This window comes from Nostoc sp. (assembly GCF_036919675.1).
GTDB lineage: Bacteria > Cyanobacteriota > Cyanobacteriia > Cyanobacteriales > Nostocaceae > Nostoc.
The window spans coordinates 48,201-71,119 of sequence record NZ_JBALCP010000098.1 but is presented as its reverse complement, the minus strand read 5'-3'; the positions used below and the strand labels follow the sequence as shown (position 1 = coordinate 71,119).

Here is a 22,919-nt window from a genome sequence, read left to right as displayed (position 1 = left end):
GAAGTATTGGGCATTGGGCACTTGTACTGAGTGGAGCCGAAGTATTGGGCATTAACTTTATCCGTAAATTAGGTTTTAACCCCTGATTTATAAGGCTTTGAGGTGAATTAGCGGATATGTCTATTGGGAATTAGTGATTGTTCTTTCTTCTTATTACCCATGCCCCATACTTCGACGCCGCTCAGTACAAGTGCCCCATTCCCAATGCCCCATTCCAATTTATTTTTAACTTTCCAGATTTGGGCGTACTTTTGCCCGAATAAGTATACCAGTAATATTGTCATGACCATTCTGTTGGTTCGCCAAATCAATTAAGTCTGTAACACCCTGTTCTAAGTTAACGCCAGAACTAAGTAAGGGTTCTAAGTGAGTCTGCCAATGGGTTTCTATTAAATCATTATCTGATAGACCGTCCGATGCCAACAGCAGAAGAGTATCTTCATTGATCTCGAAAAAGTCTACATCGGGATTAATCGAGTTTTCGTCACGAGGCCCCAAGGCTTGGGTGAGTTGGTAAGCATCCGGGCGGGCGTAAGCTATGCTTGCTTCCACTCCGCGGGTTATTTCCCGTTGCCCAACTTCGTGATCTACTGTGACTTGTTCTAGTCGCCGCTTGCGCGTCAAGCGATAGAGACGGCTATCTCCCACATGAGCAACTGCTGCTTCAGTATCTTGAATTAAGAGCATTACCAGAGTTGTACCCATGCGCCCCACTCCAGAACGGGCATCTTGTTGATTAAGCTTGTAAATTGCCTCATTAGCTAAAAACACTGCCTCACGAATGCTATCTTCTGTTGGCAGTTGGTTAGTAATCCAGTGTTCTTGAAAGTATTGCCGTAGGGTGTTGACTGCTAACTCACTGGCTATCTCGCCGCCAGCGTGTCCACCCATACCATCACAGAGAATATACAAACCATGCCCTTCCAGAACTCGATTTTTAGGTAACTCCAGCTTCTGAATTTTGGTTTCAATGCCAAAGTAGTCTTCATTATGATGACGTTGACGCCCCACATCTGTGCGTCCTGCATCTTCTAAGCTACTTAACTGCATCGGCAGCACAACAGTTGGCATATCATCAGTTTTGCTAATGATATCTTCTGGCTCATCTGATTGCGGGATAGTGGGCACAGCAGTATTTTTCTCCTTTATTGGGGATAAAGTTACGGTTCCTAGTGCTTCCAGTTCAACAGAGATTTCCTCTAAACGCGATCGCAATTGTGCGATCGTGTGAATCTTACCTACATCTAAATCCCCCAACATCTGGACTACAGAGCCAAATTGAGTCCGTTGAGACTGCCTAAATAGCGCTTGCCAAACCCGCCCCAAAGCTTGGATAGTTAACGGCTCCTCTGGAATAGCAAATGTTTGGGCTTCGGCATCTTCTGGGGACTCGGTAGCAGGCTGAGAACTTGATGATTCCACATATAACCGTTGCAGCGCCAGCGTTTGGTCTTCATCCAATCGCAAATTTGACAAATCTAAAAGGCTTTGACGACAATTCACTGGTTCTAATACTGCCCAAAGTTGGGTCATTTGATAACACCAGTGTAAAATTTTTAACGAACTCGTTGTTTCTTCTTGCCATCGGTCGAGTAAAGGCTGCCAATGTGAGCGGTCTTCAATTATTACTACCTGCATATCCCCCTGCTGCCATGCATCGTGAATCGGCGGTATCTCCCGCTGACCTTGGGATTGTAAGGCAATATAAAGTTTAGCAAGGCGAGAAATTCCACTTGTTTCCACTGATGGCGTTAGCAAATCTGATTGCTGACTTGCTAGTATTGCCTCAATGGGTGATATTTGATACGGCTGGCAGTCTAGAACTCTGACACCTAGATCAGTAGTAGTTTCCGTTTTTTCAGGTAGCATATGTAACAATTGATAGCGCTCTTGGGAGTCTAAATAGGAGCCTAATGCAATCTGAAAACTAGGGGGTAGAGGAGATGAGGAGTATATTGCTCTCTCATCTCCCTCTACTCCCACATCTCCCTTATCTCGCTGATTTTTCTCTACTCCCAAAGCTTCCCCATTCGTTTCCTTAGCAATAATTGCCCAAAACACTGTTCCACATTTTGTACTACAGTTATGACAACGTAGTGCATTTATAGGTACATCAGTACTGCATTCAGGACAGACCTTGTGGGTCAGGGACGTGCCACAGTTTTGACAGAATTTGTTGCTATTGGGGTTTTCAAATTTACACTGAGGGCAAATCAGCATAGTGGAAGTTCCTTAATTCCCGTTCCAAGGTGCTTCTAGCCACTAAGATCCAAGGTGCCACAATTGGCTATCCCTGACCACAGTAGACCTACAAGAGATTGTAGTTTATCAATGAATTTTGGTGGCAGTATTAATTGTGACGCATATTAGATAAATATTTAATATATTGGCAGCCAATTCCTAATAAATGGGTGAATGGGGAGTGAGGAGTAAAAATTTTAGATTTTAGATTTTGGATTTTAGATTGAAATTTAATCCAAAAGACACTCTCTTACGAGACGCTCTTGCTAGCTTGCTTCTCCGTAGGAGTATGCGGACTCGCTCTAAGCGTTGGCGCAGCCTCTCTAAGAATTGCCATGCCGCGGGCTTTACGCTGCGCTATCGTCTAATCCAAAATCCAAAATTGAATTGCCCTATGCCCCATACCAAGAGTCTGGCAATTGTGGAGGTTCAGTGTCAAACCATTTTTGATAAATTTGCTTGTAAGTGCCATTGGATAACAAAGTCGCTATAGCTTTGTTAATTGCATCCAGATGGGGGGAGTCTTTAGGTGTAGCAATCCCGTAGTATTCTTGAGTGAGCAGATCGGTAACAACTCTGATGCCTTTGAGTTTGCCATTTTTAATCGCATACAAAGTTGCGAAAGCATCGCTAACCACAGCATCAACATTGCCATTGAGCAAGTCTTGGAAAAATTCTGGGCCAGAATTAAAAGTACTAATTTTGGCATTGGGGATGGTTTTGGCAAAATCCGCCCCAGTTGAACCAATTTGTACAGCAATTTTTTTACCTTTGAGACTATTGAAGTCTTTAATATTTTGGTTGTCTTCGCGAACAGCGATCGCTAGTCCGGCTTTAAAATAAGGTCTGGAAAAAGCAATTGTTTTCAGGCGTTCGGCGGTAATCGTGATTCCACTAATTGCTGCATCCACTCTTTTAGCTTGCAAAGTCGAGATCATGCCATCAAAGGGCAGACTTTCAAACTGGATTGCAAAACCTGCTACTTTAGCCATCGCATTCATCAAATCAATATCAAAACCTTCCAAGTAACTACTAGCCGTTTGGATTTCAAAGGGGATAAAGGTAGGGTCTGTCGCCACCTTGAGAGGTTGAACACCTGGATTTGGATAAGAATTGTTACAGGCAATGAACAGTAGCAAACAGCCTAAGCTCAGAATTAGTTGCCGCCACTTAAAGTTAATCAAATTCCCTTTAGTCATTAGTCATTAGTCAAATACCTAATTTTTCGTTTCGTGTAGTGCTTGAATCCGAGCAAAGCGACGCTCGGCAGGACGTGCGAGTCCAAGATAAGCGGTGAAAGAGGCGATCGCAAACACTGCCATTAAACTAGACATGGCGATCGCTGTACGCCCATCATAGAAGAAAGCAACTAACCCACTCGCCAACGCCCCACATAACATTTGCAGAAATCCCACTGTGGCGGCTGCAACTCCAGCTATCTCTGGCAAAGGCTGAATGGCACCCTGGATTGCATTGGGGGAGATTATCCCCAGGCAGAAGGTGTTAAGTACTAGAAGAGGCATTAGCGTAGTAACTTGTGCAGCACCACTCACTGACAACATCGCAAGGGCAACAGATGAGCCAACGGCACTCACCAGCCCAAAGGTGAGCAACCTTGACGGAGATACGCCACGCATACTCAGATGCCCATTCAGAAATGAGCCTACCATGATGCCAAAAGCGGTCGATGCAAAAAGCCAGCCGTAGATTGTAGTCGGGACTTTAAATACATTAAGCAGCACGAGTGGCGATCCCGCGACATAGGTAAACATGCACCCAAAGCTTAGTGCGTTGACGAGGGCGTAGCCGAGACAAATCCGATTGCTGAGAATGCGCCGATAATTTTTTATCAGCCGACGTGGTTTAATCGCATCTAGATCACGATTAGCTAGCGACTCACTTAGTCCAAGGGCAACAAACAGCAAGAGTAAAAACCCTCCTACAGCCAGTGTCCCATAGATAGTCCGCCAACCAGCGATTGCCAGCACCCAACTACCGATTGTAGGTGCAATCATCGGTGCTACGCCCATCACTAGATTGACATATGATGTGGTTGAACTTTTCCTAAGAGCGATCGCACCAATTCAACTTACAGTGATTTTCAGATGAATGGATTTGTTATATAAATATTTTTTGATATCACGGAGAGGAGGCATTAAGTTGGGCGGGTTTAGAGCATTATCGCATCTGGTGTCGCGCTCCAGGCGCAGAGATAAGGTTATAAACACTCGATTAAAAAATTATTTGAAATCTTTAATTGTTAAACTATTGATGATAAACTAACCAAACTTTACTTATAAAATCACGATAGCATTGTTCGGATTTAGAATAAAGCTGGCTATCAGTATTTCTTCCCTAAAATACTGATATACTCATAAACTTAGAAGACAACTCGCCCTTTATGGCTCCTACCACTTCTGCCTACCAAATTGCTGATTTGTTCGCCGAAAGAGCTAGAAACCTCGCACCACCAACTTACAGCACTGAGTTAACCAAAATTATCACTGTCAGCTTTGCCTACGGTTTAGCTGACCCAATTCTCTTTCCCCACGCCGACTTGGCTGCTGCAAGTGCGGCTGTGCTGACAGAAGAAGCTCCGATCGCCCTCAATTATGGCCCACCTTCAGCTCAACTGTATGAGCAAATTATCCTCCGCTTGCAGGCTAAAGGAATTGCTGCCGATCGCGATCGCCTGATCATTGGCTACGGTTCTGGTCAGATTCTCGGTTTGCTACCAGATGTGTTTGTCGAACCTGGTGATGTGGTAATTGTGGAAGGGCCAACCTTCCTGGGAGTAGTTGTCAGATTTGTCCACGCTGGCGCACGCATAATTACCATTCCTGTGGATGAGTTGGGGATGGATGTGGACGCCCTAGAAGAAACTTTGAGCGACTTGAAGAAACAGGGCATCCGACCCCGGTTTATTTACACCATCCCCACCTTTCACAATCCAACAGGCGCTACTATGCCGTTATTTCGCCGCCAAAAACTGGTAACGTTAGCGGCTGAGTATGGCGTCTTAGTGGTGGAAGACGATGCTTATAGCGATTTGCGGTTCCAAGGAGAAACTGTGCCCCCTCTGGCAACTCTTGACCAAGAGGGGTGGGTATTATATGTGAGTACCTTCTCGAAAATTATTGCGCCTGGTATCCGCCTGGGCTGGGCTTGTGGTGATCCAGCGATTATAGAGCGGCTGGCAATGTTCAAAAGTGAGGGGCCTGTGGGGCCATTTGTCAGCCATGTGGTCGCCCGCTACTGTGCTACAGACAAACTAGATAATCACATTCAGCAGCTAATCGCCTGCTACAAGCATAAGTGCAATTTATTGTTAGAGGCGATCGCTCAAGAGTTTCCCAGTGATATAGTTGCTTTGCGACCAGATGGGGGCTTTTTCGTTTGGTGTAAATTGCCGCCAGACATCAGCGCCAAAGCACTCCTAACAGCTGCCAATGAACACGGCATCAGCTTTCTGCCAGGGACTCGCTGTTATACCAATGGACAGGGAGATGATGCCATCAGGTTAGCTTTTAGCTTTCAGCCAACACAGAAGATTGTTGAGGGAATCGCTACATTAGGAGGAGTGTTGCGCGGATTGCGGTAATGACCGTGCCAATTTTAGATTTTAGATTTTAGGTCGCACCTTTGGTGCGCTGACAGCGCAACTTGGATTTTAGATTTTGAATTGAAGATAATTTACCTCGTTCCCAGTCTCAGACTGGGAATGCTCTTTGGAAGGCTCCCGCCTTCCGTCTGGGCGGCAGCAACCCAATGAAGACCATTTCCTTCTTAGAACTTGGAAAGGAGATTTTGATTTTCAATAAATTTTGTAAATCTTTAAAAAATTTATTCTAAGCGTTGGAAATCGCGTTGCACTTCATACCAGAGACTTTTATTATAGGGGTCTGTCTTCAAAGCTTTTTTGAGATAAATTCTGGCTTTGAGCAGCTGGTTTTCGGAAATTAGCGCCCGTCCCCAAATTTGATAAGCGATCGCTTGCCATTGACGCACTTCTGCATCTGTTGACAACCGATCTGCTAAAGCTTCCGCCAGGGCGATCGCTTGCGGAAATCGTCTTTCTTGCAAAAATCGCTGCAATTGCTCATAAGTTTTCCACTTCAGCCGGTCTTCTATTTCCAATAGATTCGGCGGCTTTGGTTTCGGTGGTTGTTGGCTTGTCACCGTTGCTACTGGTGTTTTCTGCCAATGCATTGCCTTGGTGTCATCATACACAGTTGACACCTGACTTGAATGTGCGGCAGTTTCCTCTGGCAATACTACCGTCAGCAAGAGCTTATAAGCCTCTGTCAAGGCAATAAACTTATCTTTGGCTTTGTTGTCATCTGGGTTCATATCGGGATGATATTGCTGCGCTAGTCGTCGGTAAGACGCTTTGATCTCAGCAAAAGAAGCTCCCGACCTTAAACCCAATAAACGGTAGCAATCTCCAAGATCCATCTTGAGCTATGAGCTATCGAATATTCAGCTAGAGGCTATCAGCTATCTGCTTTAAGCCTGAACTATTAATAATAAGGGCTAATTTTCTATTTTAAAGTTCAATGTTGACAGTTTGTTTAGGAAAGCGAGTGGAGAGTGGGGAATTAGGAGTTAGAAGTTAGGAATTATTTCTCCCCCTGCAACGCCAGCTTCCCCTACTCCCTACTCGCCTACTACTATAGAGGTTCGTTCTTCAATCACACGGTCAATTAAACCGTATTCTTTAGCCTCTTCGGCAGACATGAAAAAGTCACGATCCATATCTTTTTCAATTTTTGTTATGGTCTGACCGGTTTTATCGGCATAAATCCCATTCAGTTGGTGACGAATCCGCAGAATCTCTCTAGCTTCAATTTCGATATCGGTTGCTTGTCCACGGGTGCCACCTGAAGGCTGGTGAATCATAATGCGTGAGTGAGGCAATGCTAGCCGTTTGCCTTTGGTGCCAGCTGTTAGCAAAAAAGACCCCATTGAGGCAGCTAAACCCACGCAAATAGTCACCACATCTGATTTGATATGTTGCATGGTGTCAAAAATAGCCATGCCAGAGGTGACCATTCCACCGGGGGAATTGATGTATAAATAAATATCTTTACCTGGATCATCTGAGTCCAGATACAGCATTACAGCGATAATTTGATTGGCAATTTCATCATCAATATCTCGCCCCAAGAATATAATCCGTTCCCGATAAAGGCGATCGTAGATGCTAATCCAATCTGTATATTGTCCTCCGGGCATCCGGTAAGGAACTTTAGGAACGCCTATAGGCATAATTTGCTCCGTTATTAATAAATTGGGGATGATCGGAGAGTGAAAAGTGAGGAGTTAGGAATGAGGAAGGAGTATAAAATAACTCATAACTCATAACTCATAACTGAATTTAAAGGACACTGGCAGGGAGTGGAGGATTTGCGAGTTCTTCTTTCTCAAAAACTCGGTCAATCAGACCGTATTCCTTCGCTTCGTAGGGTGTCATATATAACAGCCGATCCATATCTTTAATAATTTTTTCTGGAGGCTGTTCGGTAGTCCGATGCAAGATATCAACTAGCGCCCCTTTATTTACCAAAACTTCCCTCGCGCGGATTTGAATATCCGTTGCTTGACCTTGGGCGTAGCTCTTGGGCTGATGCAGGATAATCGAGGAGTGAGGCAAACTGGCGCGGCAACCTTTTGTACCAGCACTGAGAAGCATCGCTGCCATACCCATCGCAGAACCGACGCAGATAGTGTGGATAGGAGGCTTGATATATTTCATGGTGTCATAGATAGCGAAGGCTTCGGTTTCAAAGCCAATGGGTTCGCCACTGTAACCGGAAGTGCCGGTGGAGTTGATATAGATTTTAATTGGCTTTTCGGGGTCGTCGGACTGCAAAAACAGCAACTCGGCCACGATCAATTCCGTGACAGCAGGCACAAGTGGCATCCCAAGATAGACAATTCGCTCCTTTAATAAGAGAGAAGGTAAATCTGGCGGCGGTGTCCGGTAAAAGTTATCGCCGTAATAAGGGGCTTGAACAGCCTTGATGGGGGAAATGTCCATAGCAACTGATCGCCTGAAACTATGCCGTTAACTGTAATACATCCTAGCGCGATGCTAGCGTTCCTCAAGGTGCGGATTTCTCCCTAATGCTTAAGGCGGCTTCGCATCTGCCAATGGTTGGCTTGTGAAGTACCTACACTCAACGCTTGCCTTGAGTGGAAACTTTCGGTTTGATTTGCTGTTGCCTCCTTGTACAAGTACAAATTGAATTGGTCTTACACAGCGTCTCTTGTCAATAATAGACGTTTACTAGGTTTTACAGCTTTGCTGGTTCTAATTCCGGCTGTAACTGCTCAGTTAATATATTGCTTTGAGTCTGGGTTTGGACAGTCTGCTCCCGAAGTCCCCCAATGGTTTATAGAGATAATATGTTGGCGTTACTGATAAGCTGTTACCAAAGCTTGCTGAACGATATCCCACTTTTTAGATTAAGATTCCCAAGTTTTCCTGCTATCTAACAATTAAAGTGGTGTAATCCAATAAGTAATGCCCCGGATAACTTGTTTGTTAAAACCAAACAGAGGTAAATTCTCTTCAGGCAAACCCACATAAGTCCAATGTGGAACATCATTTTCTACAGTTTGAAACCAGCCATTTTGATTAAGAGCTTTTCTTTGTTCTTTACTGCTTACGCGTAAATCAATTGCTAATCCCCACAGATGTTGTGAAGTTCCAGGAGGTGCAACCAAACCGAGAATTTTTATTTCTTTGCCCTGTTGAACTTTTGTTAAAATTTGATTGTTAGCATATTTGTACCAAAATCTTAAATTTGTGTTGAAAGTGCGAGTACAATCACCAGAACCATAACCAGATTTTAGCGGGATATGTTCTTGGATTCGCGCTTTATTTAAAGCATCAGCCGCTGATTTTTGTAAGTAACAGTCATTAGTGTTATCAACATGACCCATTGTCAAAGTAGCTTGAAATTCTTGGGTTTCTTGTTCATTAGCAAAAATATCTTTTTGCGGCAGTTTAATCGCAACATCTTGATTTACAAAAACTGCACCATATGTCCGCAACAAAGTATATTCATAAGTACCAAGCTGGGGAATTGTGGGTAATTTCTGGCTAATTACAGATAAAAAACGCTGTTGCCCATTTAATTTGGGGTCAGGAATAAATGGTTTTGATGTTATTTCTTTAGAGGTATCTTTACAAGCTAATGAATCTGTAGTCAAGCATACATTTAATGGTTGGGCAGTTCTACCCAATTGGTTATGGGTAATCTCATTACTAGCGACTAAGACAAATATCATCATGATAACTATACTGATGAAAGTTGTCTTTCTGATAACCTTAGTAAGAAAATTTTTCTTCCTGATGAGGATTTTCATTTTTAAATAATTGCTTAATTGATTCAAGAATAAAAGTAATAAGCTGATTGCAAATATCTGTTATTGATTAATACACTTTGGTAAAAGCTTGATCCTCCTTGAAATTAAACCCCCTTTTTTAAGGCTTGTCATTACTCACATTTTTGTAACAATCAAAGTGTCGTGTTGACCGACATCCCGCCCAGAGCTTAAGTTCAGCAGATCATAGCAACGAAGTGGGGATTGCCATATGTGGGTAATGACAAGCTTCTTAAGGGGGGTTGAGGGGATCTTGTGAGGAAAAATATCATTAACACCAAGTGGATTGTGTTATTGATGAGTTGAAAACACAGATAAGTCATCGTGTTGATAGATGGTTCTAGATAAATTGTGCAATATATCTAATATATATCCGTAATAAATCAATTTTTTTTATGCCTAAATATGTGAGAAATAAACCGGAAGATTGTCACAATTAGTAAAAAAATTATATTGTTTTACTTAATATTCAAGTAAAGAAAAAGAAACTTGTCTGTAATTGAGTATTAATAAATTTGATAACTTTTTTCTCAGAAAGTTACATCCATGAAACCACTGGAACAGTTAAAATTGAAAAGAACTCTAAGCTTGCCGATCCTGTAAGTATGACCATGCACAATTCCGTTGAATTCCAAGACGCTTTTGATGTCATAGTCGTCGGTGCAGGTCACTCCGGTTGCGAAGCAGCTCTTGCCTCTGCACGCCTCGGTTGTCGTACCCTGTTATTGACGCTCAACTTGGATAAAATCGCTTGGCAACCTTGTAACCCAGCAGTGGGTGGCCCAGCTAAATCCCAGTTGACCCATGAGGTAGATGCACTCGGTGGAGAAATTGGTAAAGTAGCAGACCGCACCTACCTGCAAAAACGTATCCTCAACTCTTCACGGGGGCCTGCTGTGTGGGCATTACGCGCCCAGACGGACAAGCGCGAATATGCAGCGGTGATGAAAAATATTGTCGAGAACCAAGAAAACTTGACAATCCGCGAAAGTATGGTAGTAGATTTGGTGCTGGGTGCTAATGATCAAGTCATCGGCGTTGAAACTTATTTTGGTGTAGGGTTCCAATGTAAAGCAGTCATCTTGACAACTGGCACCTTTCTGGGAGGCAAAATTTGGGTAGGTAACAAATCAATGCCGGCGGGACGGGCTGGAGAATTTGCGGCTGAAGGATTGACACAAACTCTAAATCGCCTGGGATTTGAAACCGGAAGACTCAAAACTGGAACTCCAGCCCGGGTAGACAAGCGATCGGTAGATTATAGTAAAATGCTAATCCAGCCAGGGGATGAAGATGTGCGCTGGTTTAGCTTTGACCCGGATGCGTGGGTAGAACGGGAACAGATGCCTTGCTATATCACCCGCACAACTGCCGAAACCCATCGCCTAATTCAGGATAATTTGCACCTGTCACCAGTTTATGGCGGTTGGGTGGAAGCCAAAGGACCGCGTTATTGTCCTAGTATTGAAGATAAAATTGTGCGCTTTGCCGATAAGGAAAGCCACCAAATCTTTATTGAACCAGAAGGAAGGGATATACCCGAACTTTATATCCAAGGGTTTTCCACAGGGTTGCCAGAAAATTTGCAACTGCATATGTTGCGGACTCTCCCCGGTTTGGAAAAATGTGTGATGCTCCGTCCGGCGTATGCTGTGGAATATGACTATTTACCTGCAACTCAGTGTTACCCCACACTGATGACTAAGAAGATTGCCGGACTGTTTTGTGCTGGGCAGATTAACGGCACTACAGGTTATGAAGAAGCCGCAGCCCAAGGGCTTGTAGCCGGAATTAACGCAGCTCGATTTGTTCGCTCTGAAGAAATGATTGTCTTTGCCCGTGAGCAAAGTTACATTGGAACGCTAGTTGATGACCTGTGTACAAAAGACCTGCGGGAACCTTACCGGATGCTTACCAGTAGGTCAGAGTATCGATTGATATTGCGTTCTGACAATGCTGACCAACGCTTGACACCTTTGGGACGGGAAATTGGTTTAATTGACGATCGCCGCTGGGATCTATTTACCCAAAAACAGGCTAATATTACCACAGAAAAACAAAGATTGCAAGCCACACGAGTCAAAGAACATGATGAAATAGGAATAGCGATCGCATCTAATACCCAACAAGCAATTAAAGGTTCAATTACCCTTAATGACTTGCTGCGGCGTCCAGGATTTCATTATGTTGACCTCGACAGATTCGGATTGGGAAACCCCAACCTCAACCGCGCCGAGAAAGAAGGCGCAGAAATTGATATCAAGTATTCTGGCTATCTCGCTAGGCAACAAAATCAGATTGACCAAATTGCCCGCCAAGCGCACCGCCAATTACCTGGGGATTTAGATTACACAAAAATTGATACTCTTTCCAAAGAGGCACGGGAAAAGCTGACTCACGTAAAACCACTCACTCTTGGTCAAGCCGCACGTATAGGTGGTGTAAACCCAGCGGATGTTAACGCTTTATTATTATATTTAGAATTGCGTAGAACCAAGAGCCAGTCAAAGTTTCCAGCGCTAGCTTAACACAAACTTCATAAAGACTGAGTATAGTAGTAGGAAGGGAAATTGGTATGATAGATGACAATAAGTATTAGTGCTGCCATCATCAACAATCCCCAGATGAAAGTTGATTTTAATACCAACGCTCAACCAACTCGTCTCAATCAGACGGCGGATTGGATATTTCATCTGTAATCCTAACTCCCAGGCAGTAGGCGCGGCGTTTCCTCGTCCTAGCAACAAAGATAGAACGTCTATGTTACAAGAAGCCAGCACCCGTCTCATAGTACCGGAACCATCAGAAGATTTAATCGCCAACGAACCTTGGTCGATAGAAAACTATGCTGATGGCCTAATGGATGAACTCTTTGCGGATATCGACTACATTCTGGATGTTACTGGTAATTTGCCTTCTCAAACCGTTAGGCAGAGTAGGCAGAACAAATCGAGCCAGTCTGTTGCTGGGGTTTCCCCCCAACCTCAACGCCAGTCGCCTCCAGAATCCATTCCTCTGCAAACAGTTACGATACCGCAGATTATCTTACCGAACACATTGAACCAAACAGTAGAGTCAGTAGCTCAAGATAATCACAAGCAATTGAGTACTGTTGTGTTTGACACCGCCACCGTTAAACCAGTTAGTAGAAAGCGTCAGAAAAGTAGTCGTAATTTGGGCAAACTGCTGATTGTCGGAACAACTTTAGGTGTGGCGATCGCTGGTATTATCTACCTGGTACAGTCTGGAGTAGTATATCTTTTAAATACGAAATTGCCTGAGTCAGCTCTTCTACTGCCGCAACCGCAGTCACAGTTGCCAACAAAAACAGAAATTGAGGCAGAGTTGGTTGATTACATGCTGGGAGCGCTGGCAGTTATAGATAAACAAGAAGCAAAAAGCAATCAAAAATCTAGCATACTTGGATTCTCCAGTCAAGCAAATACTAATCAAATAGCCCTTGGGAACGGGCAAACAACTGGTAATCTACCAGCACTTCCACTTCTAGGTAACAATACGCCACTAGCCCCTAACCGCTCTGGAAGCGTTGTTGAGCGCATCTACGTTCCCGTTTATCAAGCGCCGTCGCCAATGCACTACGGGCTGCCGGCGATTCCTGGTACTCCTACATTTCTACCTAGAATTGCCAGTGCGTTACAGGGATATCAACCTAATGTTGTGAAAAATGCCCTGAATACGGTGCGACTAGCTGCCAAGCCTGTAACCGTCAACATGTTAGCTGCGGCTGTGCAAGCAGAACTCAAGCCTGTAGCTGGACGAACTGCACCCATTACCGTGCGGCAAACACCCAACCCTCTGCCTGCATTACCAGTAGTTCCATTACGTGCAGCACTCGCACCATCAGAACCAACTATTACCCATGAACAAGTATATGCGCCAACTGCGATCGCAGATACTCCTGCTAATACCTTAGAAGGGTTGCTAGAGTTAGGCAACAAATCTGCTGCTTTGTTTAAAATTGATGGCGTGACTCGCCGCATCAACATGGGTGAAAGTATCGGCTCAAGCGGTTGGACACTAGTAGATGTTAGTAATGGTGAAGCTGTCATCCGGCGTAACGGCGAAGTGCGATCAATTTACGCAGGGCAGAAATTGTAAAAGTTCTTCTCTTTGCAACTCTTCTACGCACCAAAATATTGTAATGATAAACGGCTTTGTTGCACATTGCGTCATATCCTGCCTAATTAATACCGTTTAACGCAATAGCTGATACAGATAGATAGGTAGAAGTGTACACCTGTCATTGGTGTCAACTTAAGGTAAAAGCCATTCTATAACTAGCTTTTAAAGATTGTTTCGTCAAGAGTCTGTAACTGGGAATGTATAATGGGGGGTTGCCGCCTCAAGACTTGCGACACCGCTTTTGATTTGCATTTCCAGCTAGAGGCTGGAAACGAGGTTTTAAAAGGGTTTGGGCTTAAGTTGACACCAAGTACACCTGTACTGCAAAGATTTGTGAAAATTTATCTGGGTAACTTTTGCGGTTTCAATACCAACTTGGGTAAAGATTATTGCTAAATCTTTATGAAGATAATAGTCTAGTAATAACATATTTTTTTCCAATAAGTCTTTGAATACTAATTTAAACGAACTAGTAATACGAAAATGGACAGGCTCAGATTCCCAACTCCAATACTTTTCGGGTTTTGGGGGAAAGGGGAATGGGATTGCAGTTTGAATTCACCTTTCCCCCTTGCCCTTTAACATGCACCCAGACCAAAAGGGAGTAGTTTACGCTTATCCGAAAATTATTGTTCCCGACTCCTCTAAAAAATCGAAAATCTTTTTGTTTACAAATGATTTAAATAGAAGTGGAGAATCAATGAGCGATCGGACTTCATGAGGTAAGGTCTACTTACAGGAGGTTTCAAGTTGCCAAAAAGTTCTCAATATGATGATAAATATTGAAAATCATAGTTAAATAAGAAAAATTATTCTTTTAGCTCACCCCAATGGGTAATTGCTTCGTGACAAGGAAAAACCAAATTGATGCTGAAAAATTGGAAGGCAGTCATGAATTTCCCTATCTAAAGAGGGTTCACAAAAATAAATTTCAATGTTAAAAGTAGGATTTACATTGATTCTAGTTGCACGACGGTCACTATCTGGAAACCTACATCTTGCACCTATCTTGACTTTAGCTAAAAAAGCTAGTACAGCGCGGCGGAAATAAACAACCCATTCCAAATCAACGAAACGCTTACGCTGTATTCATTTTGACTTTTGACTTTTGACTTTTGATTTCCGCCTTGCGGTACTAGTTTGCTAATTTATGTAATCGCCAAACCTTACCAATATGAAACTACCTAACTATTTTCAAAATAATTCCAAAAACTCTTTAATAGAAAAATATCACCTTTACAAAGGCGAAAAATTGAACTGGCTTCAAGTAACTCTTCGGCTTGAAAGGTCAATTATTTCTATTATTCTTCCTTGGGTACTTTTTTGTACTGCATATGGTATTTTAATATCATTTCTCTATTATTTAAAATTACCAATAGCATTTTCAAATTCAAACAGTATTCTTACTAATGCTGTTTTAAGTTTTAATATTGGTTTTACATTACTATTAGTTTTTCGGACGAATACAGCCCATGAGAGATTTTGGGAAGGTCGTCAATTATGGGGAGGTTTAGTTAATACATCTCGTAACTTAACTCGGGGAATTTGGATAATAGTTAAACATAAGACACCGCAAGACAGAGTAGAAAAAAAGGCAATACTTCGGTTAGTAACTGCTTTTGCAGTTGCAATGAAGTTACATCTAAGATCAGTACCTTTAGACACTCAGTTAGCATCCTTAATATCTGAAAAACAATATTTACAACTCCAAGATACTAATCATCCTCCACTACAAATTGCTTACTGGATAGGAGATTACTTGCAGTATCAGCATGACCGGAATTGTCTAAATGTCTATCAACTGACTACTCTACATAACTGCGTAGATGATTTAGTAGATATTTTAGGTGGTTGCGAACGCATTTTAAAAACGCCACTGCCTTTGATATATACTATTAAACTCAGACAACTGTTATTTATTTTTTGTCTAATATTACCTTTAGAAATTGTTAGCTTTTTATATTGGTGGACTGGTATAGTAATGGCTTTTGTAAGTTTTACATTATTAAGTATTGAACAAATTGGATCAGAAATCGAAGAACCTTTCGGATTTGATCCCAATGACTTACCTTTAAATACGATTTGCAATACAATCTCAAACAATGTTGAGGAATTAATTAGGCTTGCTTCTAAGAGTGTTCGCTCTTTCTAAATCTATAAACAACTTTCAGCAGATAAATTCCTGATGAGATGTGATAAATTTTTTCTTTCTTAATATATAGATAATACTTGGGTTAAAAATCCCCAAGAAGTAGCCCGTCCTTAGACATTGCTTAATAAATCTTTCGCCAAGATTTCACCGTCTCTTTGCCAATCTCGCTATCAATAGTTTGACTTCCTTCTAATAGTAGTCTGATGTCTAAGTTCTCATCTGGAGCATTTTTCAAAGCAGTCGCTAATTCTTGACTGACAGCAAACGTGCCGATTGAACTGTCTAATCGAAAAACTTTTCCCCTAACCTTAAGCAAAAGTTTATCGACTTTCTTGGTAGTAACAAACCTCTGATAGTCATATCTGGGATACACACGACCTGCGGTGTAGAAAGAAGAACTTGCTTGATCCGAATTTACTGTTACCAGAACTCGAATGCTCGAAGGAGTCCACAAACTAATAACTTGGTTTGAACCCTCACGGTACAAATAGCTACCTAAAGAGTTGCGATCAAAAACCCCAACTAATTCCCCTTCAAAAGGATCAACGATTTTCACAGGTTTTGACCAAGGCACATCCATATCGGGGGACAGTCCTGCTGATTTGACCACTGGCAAATCGCTTGATGCTTTAGCAAGGCTAGCTATCTCTTGAACAGTGAAAGCAGTACAAAATTGAGGGGAAAGCACAGCCAAGCATGTCCCTAAAAGAAGAACTGGAATTGTCTGCGGTAAGTTAATCATAAGTGAGGGAAACAATCTTCAAAAACAATAATCGGACAACCTTTATTAGTCATCCCCTGCAAGACTTTTGTTTAAGAGAAGCTTTGGCAATTGGGCAAATCCCAGTGTCTTGAGACAATGTCTGTTGACTCGCCGCATTCTCTACGAGACGCTTTGCGTAGCTTTTCAATAATACGTTAGTACTAATATGTCCGGTTACTCAAGTAATATTATTTAATATAGCTAAAGAGTTTGAGGTTTTTGTGCAAAAATTCATGAATGCGATTTTATTTTTGGTATACAGATAAAAGCAGACATTCCCAAACCAGCCGAGGTTGAGCGTAAGCAAGTAAGTATTTACGAGCTTGTTCTAGCTGGTGAATGATGGTGGGTTGATGCCACTGCTGCCAGTAGAATTGCTGAAGATAATCAACTAACCACAGTTGTGCTTCTGTATCTAAATCTTTATCAATTTTTTTGGCTAACTCCAAGGCTTTGCGGTAGGAAGCAGGGGCTTTTTTCAGGTCTTCGAGTAACTCATCGGGAATAGCTTGTAATTGCTCGTAAGATGCGATCGCACTTCCGGCACTGCCAGCTGCTATACTCAATACTTCCTGATTTGGCAAAATTTCCTGATGACCTGTTTGTGTGAGTACAACAGCCAAAGACTGGGCATCTAAGCGATAAAAAGGAATGCGTTGACAGCGTGACACCAAAGTTGGCAACACAGACTCAGGTGTAGGTGCAATTAAAATTAACGTCGCCTGTCCCGGTTCTTCCAAGGTTTTAAGTAAAGCATTGGCTGCGGCTTCTGCCATTGTTTGGGCTTCTTCCAATATCACCACATTCCTCGGCGCTTCCAAAGGCGGACGACTCAGAAACTCGGTAATTTCCCGAATTTGCTCTAGCCGAATTACAGGTGGTGCCTTACGCTTAAGTCCTTTCTCAGCCGCTTCTGCTGGTGTTAATCGTTGTCCCTGGTATTGGTAGGTTGGTTGCACCCACAATAAAGCTGGATGGTTGCCTTGACGCAAACGGTTTTGTAAAGCCGCAGTGACTCCCATCTCACTAAAAAATAGCAATTCCACAAAGCACTTTGCTGCTAAACTTCTTCCTACACCATCTGGCCCCACAAATAGATAGGCTGGAGCAACCCGGTTTTGTCTGACAGCCTGAGTGAGTAATTCTATAGCTTGCTGTTGTCCTACAAGTGGTGCAAATGCGTTAATAGTTCAGTACCTTCGCCAAAACAAGAATATGAAAATAGAGGGCTGATGCAGTAGACTTATGTCTTCCAGAAGGACAACTTAGAAGCTACAAAATGCCCATGTTCGATATACTAGCACTGTAGCCTCTGGCAATGTGATGAAGGAGAGACGCGCAATGGACAAGTCGGGAAACCGCAAGGGCGCACTGCTCCTTTTATGCTAGGAAACCCGTTTACCGCAGTGGCTCCCCATGAGCGACTGCCGTCGCAGAGTGTTTTTGCAGAGAATTTGTTACAACAAATTTCTGAAATGTTGTACTTAGGAAGTCTCAGATGTCGCACAAACAATTTATTTATTGCTGGCAAAAATGGTTCCCTCCCATCTTGGTACGTGCTGCTGTGCAAGTAGTGGTAATGATTTGTCTAACTGTAGGGGTGTTGGGCATCTTGGCAAGTGCTGCTCCGATGAGTCACGCTCAAGCTGTTTTTCCTAGTTCTGTTGCAGGCGCACTAAATGCCACTGTATATCACAGTCCCGATTGTAACTGTTGTGGCGGATGGATTGATCACTTAAAGGCACAGGGTTTTAAAATCACAAACTTTCCCACGCCTGACATCGAAACAGTTAAACAAAAGTACAACGTGCCGCATAACTTGTCATCTTGCCACACAGCAATTGTTAATGGATATGTGATCGAAGGACACGTCCCAGCAGATGACATCAAACGTCTGCTTCAAGAAAAGCCAAATATTGTTGGTTTATCTGTTCCCCAAATGCCTATAGGTACTCCTGGGATGGAGATGGGGAATCGAAAAGACCCGTTTTCTGTATTATCTTTTGATCACAAGGACTCAGTTGCAGTATTCCATAAGTATCCATCATTTTGATGTAATCTAACTGCATTCAGAAGATGTTTTAAAAGTGGATTTTCATCTATTTGGCAATGATAAATCACCAAAAGCTTTTAAAACATCCTCACATTACCTGAATCAGTGGTGGGAGATAATTACTAGTTAGAATCAGCTTTGAGCAACTGCGAAAAATGACTTAACCATCTCCCAAAATCGAAGTGAGATACTACGATTGCAACATTTTGAGAAAGAAGCTCAATCGCATGGTTACAATCTTGCAGACTTGCATCAAGTCCCATTGCGTGATAAATTTCGCGGGCATTACAAAAGGCATCCATCGCTTCTGATTCTCGATTGATTTTTTCTAACACCAAACCCAAATTAAACCAGGCGTTTGCTTCCCCATTTCGGTCATCAAGATCCCTTGTGATCTCTAACGAATAGTGATGAAACTCAACCGCTCTTTGGTACTTTCCCACAGCCTTATAAGCATTACCTAACCCACTCAAGGCAATTGCTTCCCCATTGCGATCGCAGATGAATCTTGCCATATCTAACCATTGGTGGTAAAACTCAATTGCCAGTCGGTAATCCCCCAATGATTCATAACTATTGCCCAAACTTCCCAAGCAAATGCATTCCCCAGTCCAATCGCCTATTTTCTTCGTTATACTCAACCACTGCTGATAGAATTCAATCGCTTGCTCATACTTGCCCAGGTATTCATAAGTATTGCCCAAACTTCCTAAACAAATGCCTTCCCCAGTGCGATCGCCTATTATCCTGGTGATACTCAACCACTGCTGATAAAATTCAATCGCTCGCTGATATTTGCCCAGTGATTGGTAAGCGTTACCCAACCCAGATAAAGACTTGGCTTCTGCGAAGCGATCGCCTATTTCTCTAGCTATATCCAACCACTGCTGATAAAATTCAATTGCCAGGTGGTACTCTCCAATTGACTGGTAAGCATTCCCCAAACTTCCTAAACAAATGACTTCGGCGTTGCGATCGCCTGTTTCTCTGGCTTTGTGCAAGCACTGTTCCTCAAACTCAATGGACTCAATGTTATTTAGGCTCCCGGATCTAATTACTTCTGTCATTCTCTATAGAAAACGAAATTTTTGGTTGATGGCTGTTGATTATACAATTTTCTGTGGCCTCAACACACTAGTACCGCAAGGCGGAAGTCAAAAGTCACTTGTACTGAGTTTAGCCTGAGTTTAGCCTGAGCGTAGCCGAAGGGCGGCGTCGTTGGCGCAGCCTCTCGTAGAGAAGGGCGTAGCCGAAGTAAAAGTCAAAACTCAAAAGTATTATGGAATAAGCTCTTTAGGGATTTTAAATGGTTGCTCTATTTACGCAGTGGCGTACTAGAAGTACAACTTATAGGCACAACTTCTTTCAAAATCTAAAAATTGTTCTTTAATATCAATCTTTATTTTATACATAGTGATTGCTGTGTATAAAAGGCTTTTATTTATATTAGTAACAAGCGCACGAATATAGTATAATATTGAGAAATTTAGCTTTCTAAAAAGAGACAAGAAAAACCAAATCAATCAGCAGCGGCATAATCAGGCAATGCTTTGAGTTGTAAATTAACAGCACTTAGATAATTTTGGTCGTTTAAAACTTGTGATGGTAATTTATTTGCATTAACAGCAGCCTTAACCAAATCTTTTGCAATAATATTTCTGTTCTGAGTTTTTAATACTAGGGCTTCTCCACTAGGAATCCCGTGTTGCTTCAGACCTCCCTGATAAGCAAAATTAACTAGATTAAAAGGCTGGAGGTAACTAACAGAAGTAGAGTTCCTGGATAAATTGTTAGAGTTAATAGCTATTTCGCTGCTACCGATAGTAGCTGTTTGAGCGCTAGCGATTCCAGGTACAAGAGTAATAGAAGCAAAAATCAGTGCAGAATTTATCAAGGTAACAAGTTTCATCAGGTTATTCTTGGGTAAAATGCGATCGGTGTTCTTTAGTAATAGAATCCTCTTTATTATTAATCTCAACTTCCTTCAGTCAGGTCACCTGATCGGTTGATATATGACTCACCCAAAAGGGTGAGCTAATTGAGGGGCATAAAGAGCAATGGATACTCCCGAAAGTCCACACACAGAAGATATGGGTTGAAATTTTCAAGTACTTAACTGAGGGAGTTGAACATTTATGCAATTTTTAATTCGCCTCTTGAGTTTCCCTAATCAGCAACAAAAACAAGATTGGAAATCTAGTTACAAAGCAGAAATTGCTGCGATCGCACAAATTTCTGCATTAGGCGATCGCAGCAATTATCGAGTCTCCCAAGATTAGCTAAATTACGATTCCTCAAACAGGCGATCGCCTTTATGCAACCGATCAGCAATTTGATAGGTTTGCCCTTGCGATCGCATCGTGGGCGCGTGTGCTGCTAAATAACGAGCAGCAGCAACTAGTACATGAATACCAGCAGTTTCACCCAGCAGCGAGTATTGTCTAAAGGCTGCTTCCATTTCCTGAATCACATGAAACTCCCGATTTTCGCGCAGCATCAACTTACCCAACATTGCCATCAGTCGCTCAACAGAGCCGCCATTGTACAAATAATCAGCAACCAATTTACCTGTTTGATTTACTTGTTGTTGGCGATTTAATAAATCTGGTAGTTCCTTGAGCAATTCTTCAGGATTTTGAGCAGAGTCTTTTGGTTCTGGAAGTCTTGCTGGTGGCACATTCAAAAAACGATTTAGATATACACTCATGGCAGCATCAAACACACCTCGTAGTAATTTCAGCGAAGGCACTCGTCGTAATCCTTGATGCACTGCATTGGCAAAAGTAAACGGATGGTGCGCTGAATTCCAGTCGCCAAAGTCGTTGTTAGTGTGAAAGCGGGCTACCCGAAGTGCTGCTGTGTAAGTAACTACACTTGCCAATTGTTCTTCAATACAACCAGCTTCCAGGGCAGTCAGAAGAGAGTTAACAATTTTCTGTGGGTCTTCCCCTAACAAAATCGGCACCAATTCCTCCTCACCTGACCAAGTTCCTTGTCGAGGCCGTCCTGTTGCCAAAGCCGTAGGTAACTGCTCAAAGGCAGATTCTAGAATTTCTACCAAATCCACAGGGTAGCGCCAAGAATTGGATTCTTCCATGCGGGAAGCAGTTGCTAAACCAGAAACTAGACTCGCCAAAACTGACTCTGCCCCTTGCCAAGCAATAGCATCCAGGGCTTCTAGTGCCTTGTTAATGAAGTCGAGTGCATGACCGCTATCGATATAACGGTGGTCTGTGGCAGATGTGAACAGTATATCTGCAAGTTGCTCAGAATTAGCTCCCGCCAGAATTGCAGATACCAAACATCTCTCTGCTGCTTCACTATCCCGCACCTCAACAAACTGGCAAAACCAGCTTTTGAGGGTATCTAGGTCAACAGTAGAATTGGGCAATGGATGAACTACAAAGTGAGGTGGCGCACCTGCACTATCATTAGCTACTGCTGAAAGTCCTTGGAAAAGAGCGCGGGGTTTGTCTTCTGCATCTAGATAAGGCAGCAAATTCATCATGCAGGTGTGGATAGTTAAGCCTGTACCCCAGCCTGCTTTGTTGTAACGGGTGCCAAATTCCAGTCCCACTTGAAATGGTTCGGTAAAATCTGCCCCCATGTCCAGTAAAGCGATCGCTGATTTGGCAATAACTAACGAAATACTCTGTTCTAAGCCATCCTGAAGACGTTGGCTGTGGTGGGTATGAAGGTCAACTAGGGGATCTAGATTTACCCAAACTTCTCCATCGCGGATTTCTACACTAAAGGAGGGAACATCATCTGCCCAAGAGTCAAATGTTCCGCCACTGGCGAGGTCGAAGCGGGCATAGTGCCAAGGGCAAGTTACAATGCCATCTTTGCAAGTGCTTCCGTGGAGGGGAAAGCCCATATGCGGACACCGGTTATCAATTGCATAGACTTTATTGTCTGAGTAAAACAGAGCAATAGTGTGTTTTTCGCTGCGAACCAACAAACTACCTGCTGCTTGAACATCTGCAAATTTAGCAACACGGATGTATTTATCTCTTTGGGTTGGGGCTGCAAATTTTTGAATCATTTCAGTTTTCCACAAAAGTGATGTAAAAACTCCTACTACCACTCTGGCGAACTTTCAACGATTTGAGCAACGATGCAATTCTAATTTTTGTTAATTGTAGGCATTTGCCAAGAAAAGTCAGCCACCACCT

At 42.7% G+C, this 22,919-nt stretch carries 18 protein-coding genes; 6 read left to right on the top strand and 12 right to left on the bottom strand.

Translation table 11 applies throughout. The features are described from left to right. Nucleotides 1-225: 225 nt before the first annotated feature. The 3 genes from V7K49_RS20895 to V7K49_RS20885 all read right to left on the bottom strand — a co-directional run bounded on the left by V7K49_RS20895 (nt 226) and on the right by V7K49_RS20885 (nt 4,316). The gene (locus tag V7K49_RS20895; protein ID WP_335207232.1) at nt 226-2,220 is read right to left on the bottom strand and encodes a serine/threonine phosphatase; all 1,995 of its coding nucleotides are present in this window, start codon (nt 2,218-2,220) and stop codon (nt 226-228) included. 413 nt (nt 2,221-2,633) lie between these two features. Then, the gene (locus V7K49_RS20890; protein ID WP_335207231.1) at nt 2,634-3,440 is read right to left on the bottom strand and encodes a basic amino acid ABC transporter substrate-binding protein; all 807 of its coding nucleotides are present in this window, start codon (nt 3,438-3,440) and stop codon (nt 2,634-2,636) included. Between the two features lie 18 nt (nt 3,441-3,458). Next, entirely contained in the window at nt 3,459-4,316 is an 858-nt protein-coding gene (locus V7K49_RS20885; protein ID WP_335207307.1) for an MFS transporter, read from the bottom strand. Between the two features lie 326 nt (nt 4,317-4,642). On the opposite strand from V7K49_RS20885, the gene V7K49_RS20880 reads away from it, so the two are divergent. After that, nucleotides 4,643-5,842 (top strand): aminotransferase-like domain-containing protein, encoded by a 1,200-nt coding sequence (locus V7K49_RS20880; RefSeq protein ID WP_335207230.1) that lies wholly within the window; start codon nt 4,643-4,645, stop codon nt 5,840-5,842. A gap of 242 nt (nt 5,843-6,084) precedes the next feature. Here V7K49_RS20880 and V7K49_RS20875 read toward each other — a convergent pair whose 3' ends face one another. From V7K49_RS20875 to V7K49_RS20860, 4 genes are all read right to left on the bottom strand, one after another. Continuing rightward, on the bottom strand, nt 6,085-6,696 hold the full coding sequence (locus V7K49_RS20875; protein ID WP_335207229.1) for a J domain-containing protein: 612 nt from the start codon (nt 6,694-6,696) through the stop codon (nt 6,085-6,087). A 201-nt stretch (nt 6,697-6,897) separates the two neighbouring features. Continuing rightward, nucleotides 6,898-7,509: an ATP-dependent Clp protease proteolytic subunit gene (locus V7K49_RS20870; RefSeq protein ID WP_334874898.1), complete on the bottom strand. Its 612-nt coding sequence runs from the start codon at nt 7,507-7,509 to the stop codon at nt 6,898-6,900. 109 nt (nt 7,510-7,618) lie between these two features. Next, entirely contained in the window at nt 7,619-8,281 is a 663-nt protein-coding gene (locus V7K49_RS20865; RefSeq protein ID WP_334874896.1) for an ATP-dependent Clp protease proteolytic subunit, read from the bottom strand. A gap of 461 nt (nt 8,282-8,742) precedes the next feature. Then, entirely contained in the window at nt 8,743-9,615 is an 873-nt protein-coding gene (locus V7K49_RS20860) for a D-alanyl-D-alanine carboxypeptidase family protein (RefSeq protein WP_334874927.1), read from the bottom strand. 623 nt (nt 9,616-10,238) lie between these two features. Here V7K49_RS20860 and mnmG point away from each other — a divergent pair. From mnmG to V7K49_RS20845, 3 genes are all read left to right on the top strand, one after another. Then, nucleotides 10,239-12,161: a tRNA uridine-5-carboxymethylaminomethyl(34) synthesis enzyme MnmG gene (mnmG, locus tag V7K49_RS20855; RefSeq protein WP_335207305.1), complete on the top strand. Its 1,923-nt coding sequence runs from the start codon at nt 10,239-10,241 to the stop codon at nt 12,159-12,161. A gap of 232 nt (nt 12,162-12,393) precedes the next feature. Then, entirely contained in the window at nt 12,394-13,752 is a 1,359-nt protein-coding gene (locus tag V7K49_RS20850; protein WP_335207227.1) for a hypothetical protein, read from the top strand. Nucleotides 13,753-14,950: 1,198 nt separating this feature from the next. After that, nucleotides 14,951-15,928 (top strand): bestrophin family protein, encoded by a 978-nt coding sequence (locus tag V7K49_RS20845; RefSeq protein ID WP_335207226.1) that lies wholly within the window; start codon nt 14,951-14,953, stop codon nt 15,926-15,928. A 121-nt stretch (nt 15,929-16,049) separates the two neighbouring features. On the opposite strand, the gene V7K49_RS20840 is transcribed toward V7K49_RS20845, so the two are convergent. After that, on the bottom strand, nt 16,050-16,670 hold the full coding sequence (locus V7K49_RS20840; protein WP_335207225.1) for a hypothetical protein: 621 nt from the start codon (nt 16,668-16,670) through the stop codon (nt 16,050-16,052). 266 nt (nt 16,671-16,936) lie between these two features. After that, entirely contained in the window at nt 16,937-17,878 is a 942-nt protein-coding gene (locus V7K49_RS20835; RefSeq protein WP_335207304.1) for a DNA polymerase III subunit delta', read from the bottom strand. Between the two features lie 311 nt (nt 17,879-18,189). Between V7K49_RS20835 and V7K49_RS20830 the strand changes: the two genes are divergently transcribed. After that, on the top strand, nt 18,190-18,744 hold the full coding sequence (locus tag V7K49_RS20830) for a DUF411 domain-containing protein (protein ID WP_335207223.1): 555 nt from the start codon (nt 18,190-18,192) through the stop codon (nt 18,742-18,744). 122 nt (nt 18,745-18,866) lie between these two features. Here V7K49_RS20830 and V7K49_RS20825 read toward each other — a convergent pair whose 3' ends face one another. Beyond that, nucleotides 18,867-19,811, bottom strand: coding sequence for a tetratricopeptide repeat protein (locus V7K49_RS20825; RefSeq protein WP_335207222.1), 945 nt, complete (start codon nt 19,809-19,811; stop codon nt 18,867-18,869). 452 nt (nt 19,812-20,263) lie between these two features. Beyond that, nucleotides 20,264-20,653, bottom strand: coding sequence for a hypothetical protein (locus V7K49_RS20820; RefSeq protein WP_335207221.1), 390 nt, complete (start codon nt 20,651-20,653; stop codon nt 20,264-20,266). A gap of 226 nt (nt 20,654-20,879) precedes the next feature. Here V7K49_RS20820 and V7K49_RS20815 point away from each other — a divergent pair, with 226 nt between their 5' ends. After that, entirely contained in the window at nt 20,880-21,023 is a 144-nt protein-coding gene (locus V7K49_RS20815) for a hypothetical protein (RefSeq protein WP_335207220.1), read from the top strand. 5 nt (nt 21,024-21,028) lie between these two features. On the opposite strand, the gene V7K49_RS20810 is transcribed toward V7K49_RS20815, so the two are convergent. Continuing rightward, nucleotides 21,029-22,789, bottom strand: a complete 1,761-nt coding sequence (locus V7K49_RS20810; RefSeq protein ID WP_335207218.1) for a Rieske (2Fe-2S) protein — start codon at nt 22,787-22,789, stop codon at nt 21,029-21,031. Nucleotides 22,790-22,919: the final 130 nt, after the last annotated feature.

Excerpts from the sequence above, each read along its gene's own strand:
- V7K49_RS20895 (WP_335207232.1), bottom strand. The coding sequence starts at position 2,220 with ATGCTGATTTGCCCTCAGTGTAAATTTGAAAACCCCAATAGCAACAAA.
- V7K49_RS20890 (WP_335207231.1), bottom strand. The coding sequence starts at position 3,440 with ATGACTAAAGGGAATTTGATTAACTTTAAGTGGCGGCAACTAATTCTG.
- V7K49_RS20880 (WP_335207230.1), top strand. The coding sequence starts at position 4,643 with ATGGCTCCTACCACTTCTGCCTACCAAATTGCTGATTTGTTCGCCGAA.
- V7K49_RS20875 (WP_335207229.1), bottom strand. The coding sequence starts at position 6,696 with ATGGATCTTGGAGATTGCTACCGTTTATTGGGTTTAAGGTCGGGAGCT.
- V7K49_RS20870 (WP_334874898.1), bottom strand. The coding sequence starts at position 7,509 with ATGCCTATAGGCGTTCCTAAAGTTCCTTACCGGATGCCCGGAGGACAA.
- V7K49_RS20865 (WP_334874896.1), bottom strand. The coding sequence starts at position 8,281 with ATGGACATTTCCCCCATCAAGGCTGTTCAAGCCCCTTATTACGGCGAT.
- V7K49_RS20860 (WP_334874927.1), bottom strand. The coding sequence starts at position 9,615 with ATGAAAATCCTCATCAGGAAGAAAAATTTTCTTACTAAGGTTATCAGA.
- mnmG (WP_335207305.1), top strand. The coding sequence starts at position 10,239 with ATGACCATGCACAATTCCGTTGAATTCCAAGACGCTTTTGATGTCATA.
- V7K49_RS20850 (WP_335207227.1), top strand. The coding sequence starts at position 12,394 with ATGTTACAAGAAGCCAGCACCCGTCTCATAGTACCGGAACCATCAGAA.
- V7K49_RS20845 (WP_335207226.1), top strand. The coding sequence starts at position 14,951 with ATGAAACTACCTAACTATTTTCAAAATAATTCCAAAAACTCTTTAATA.
- V7K49_RS20840 (WP_335207225.1), bottom strand. The coding sequence starts at position 16,670 with ATGATTAACTTACCGCAGACAATTCCAGTTCTTCTTTTAGGGACATGC.
- V7K49_RS20830 (WP_335207223.1), top strand. The coding sequence starts at position 18,190 with ATGTCGCACAAACAATTTATTTATTGCTGGCAAAAATGGTTCCCTCCC.
- V7K49_RS20825 (WP_335207222.1), bottom strand. The coding sequence starts at position 19,811 with ATGACAGAAGTAATTAGATCCGGGAGCCTAAATAACATTGAGTCCATT.
- V7K49_RS20820 (WP_335207221.1), bottom strand. The coding sequence starts at position 20,653 with ATGAAACTTGTTACCTTGATAAATTCTGCACTGATTTTTGCTTCTATT.
- V7K49_RS20815 (WP_335207220.1), top strand. The coding sequence starts at position 20,880 with ATGCAATTTTTAATTCGCCTCTTGAGTTTCCCTAATCAGCAACAAAAA.
- V7K49_RS20810 (WP_335207218.1), bottom strand. The coding sequence starts at position 22,789 with ATGATTCAAAAATTTGCAGCCCCAACCCAAAGAGATAAATACATCCGT.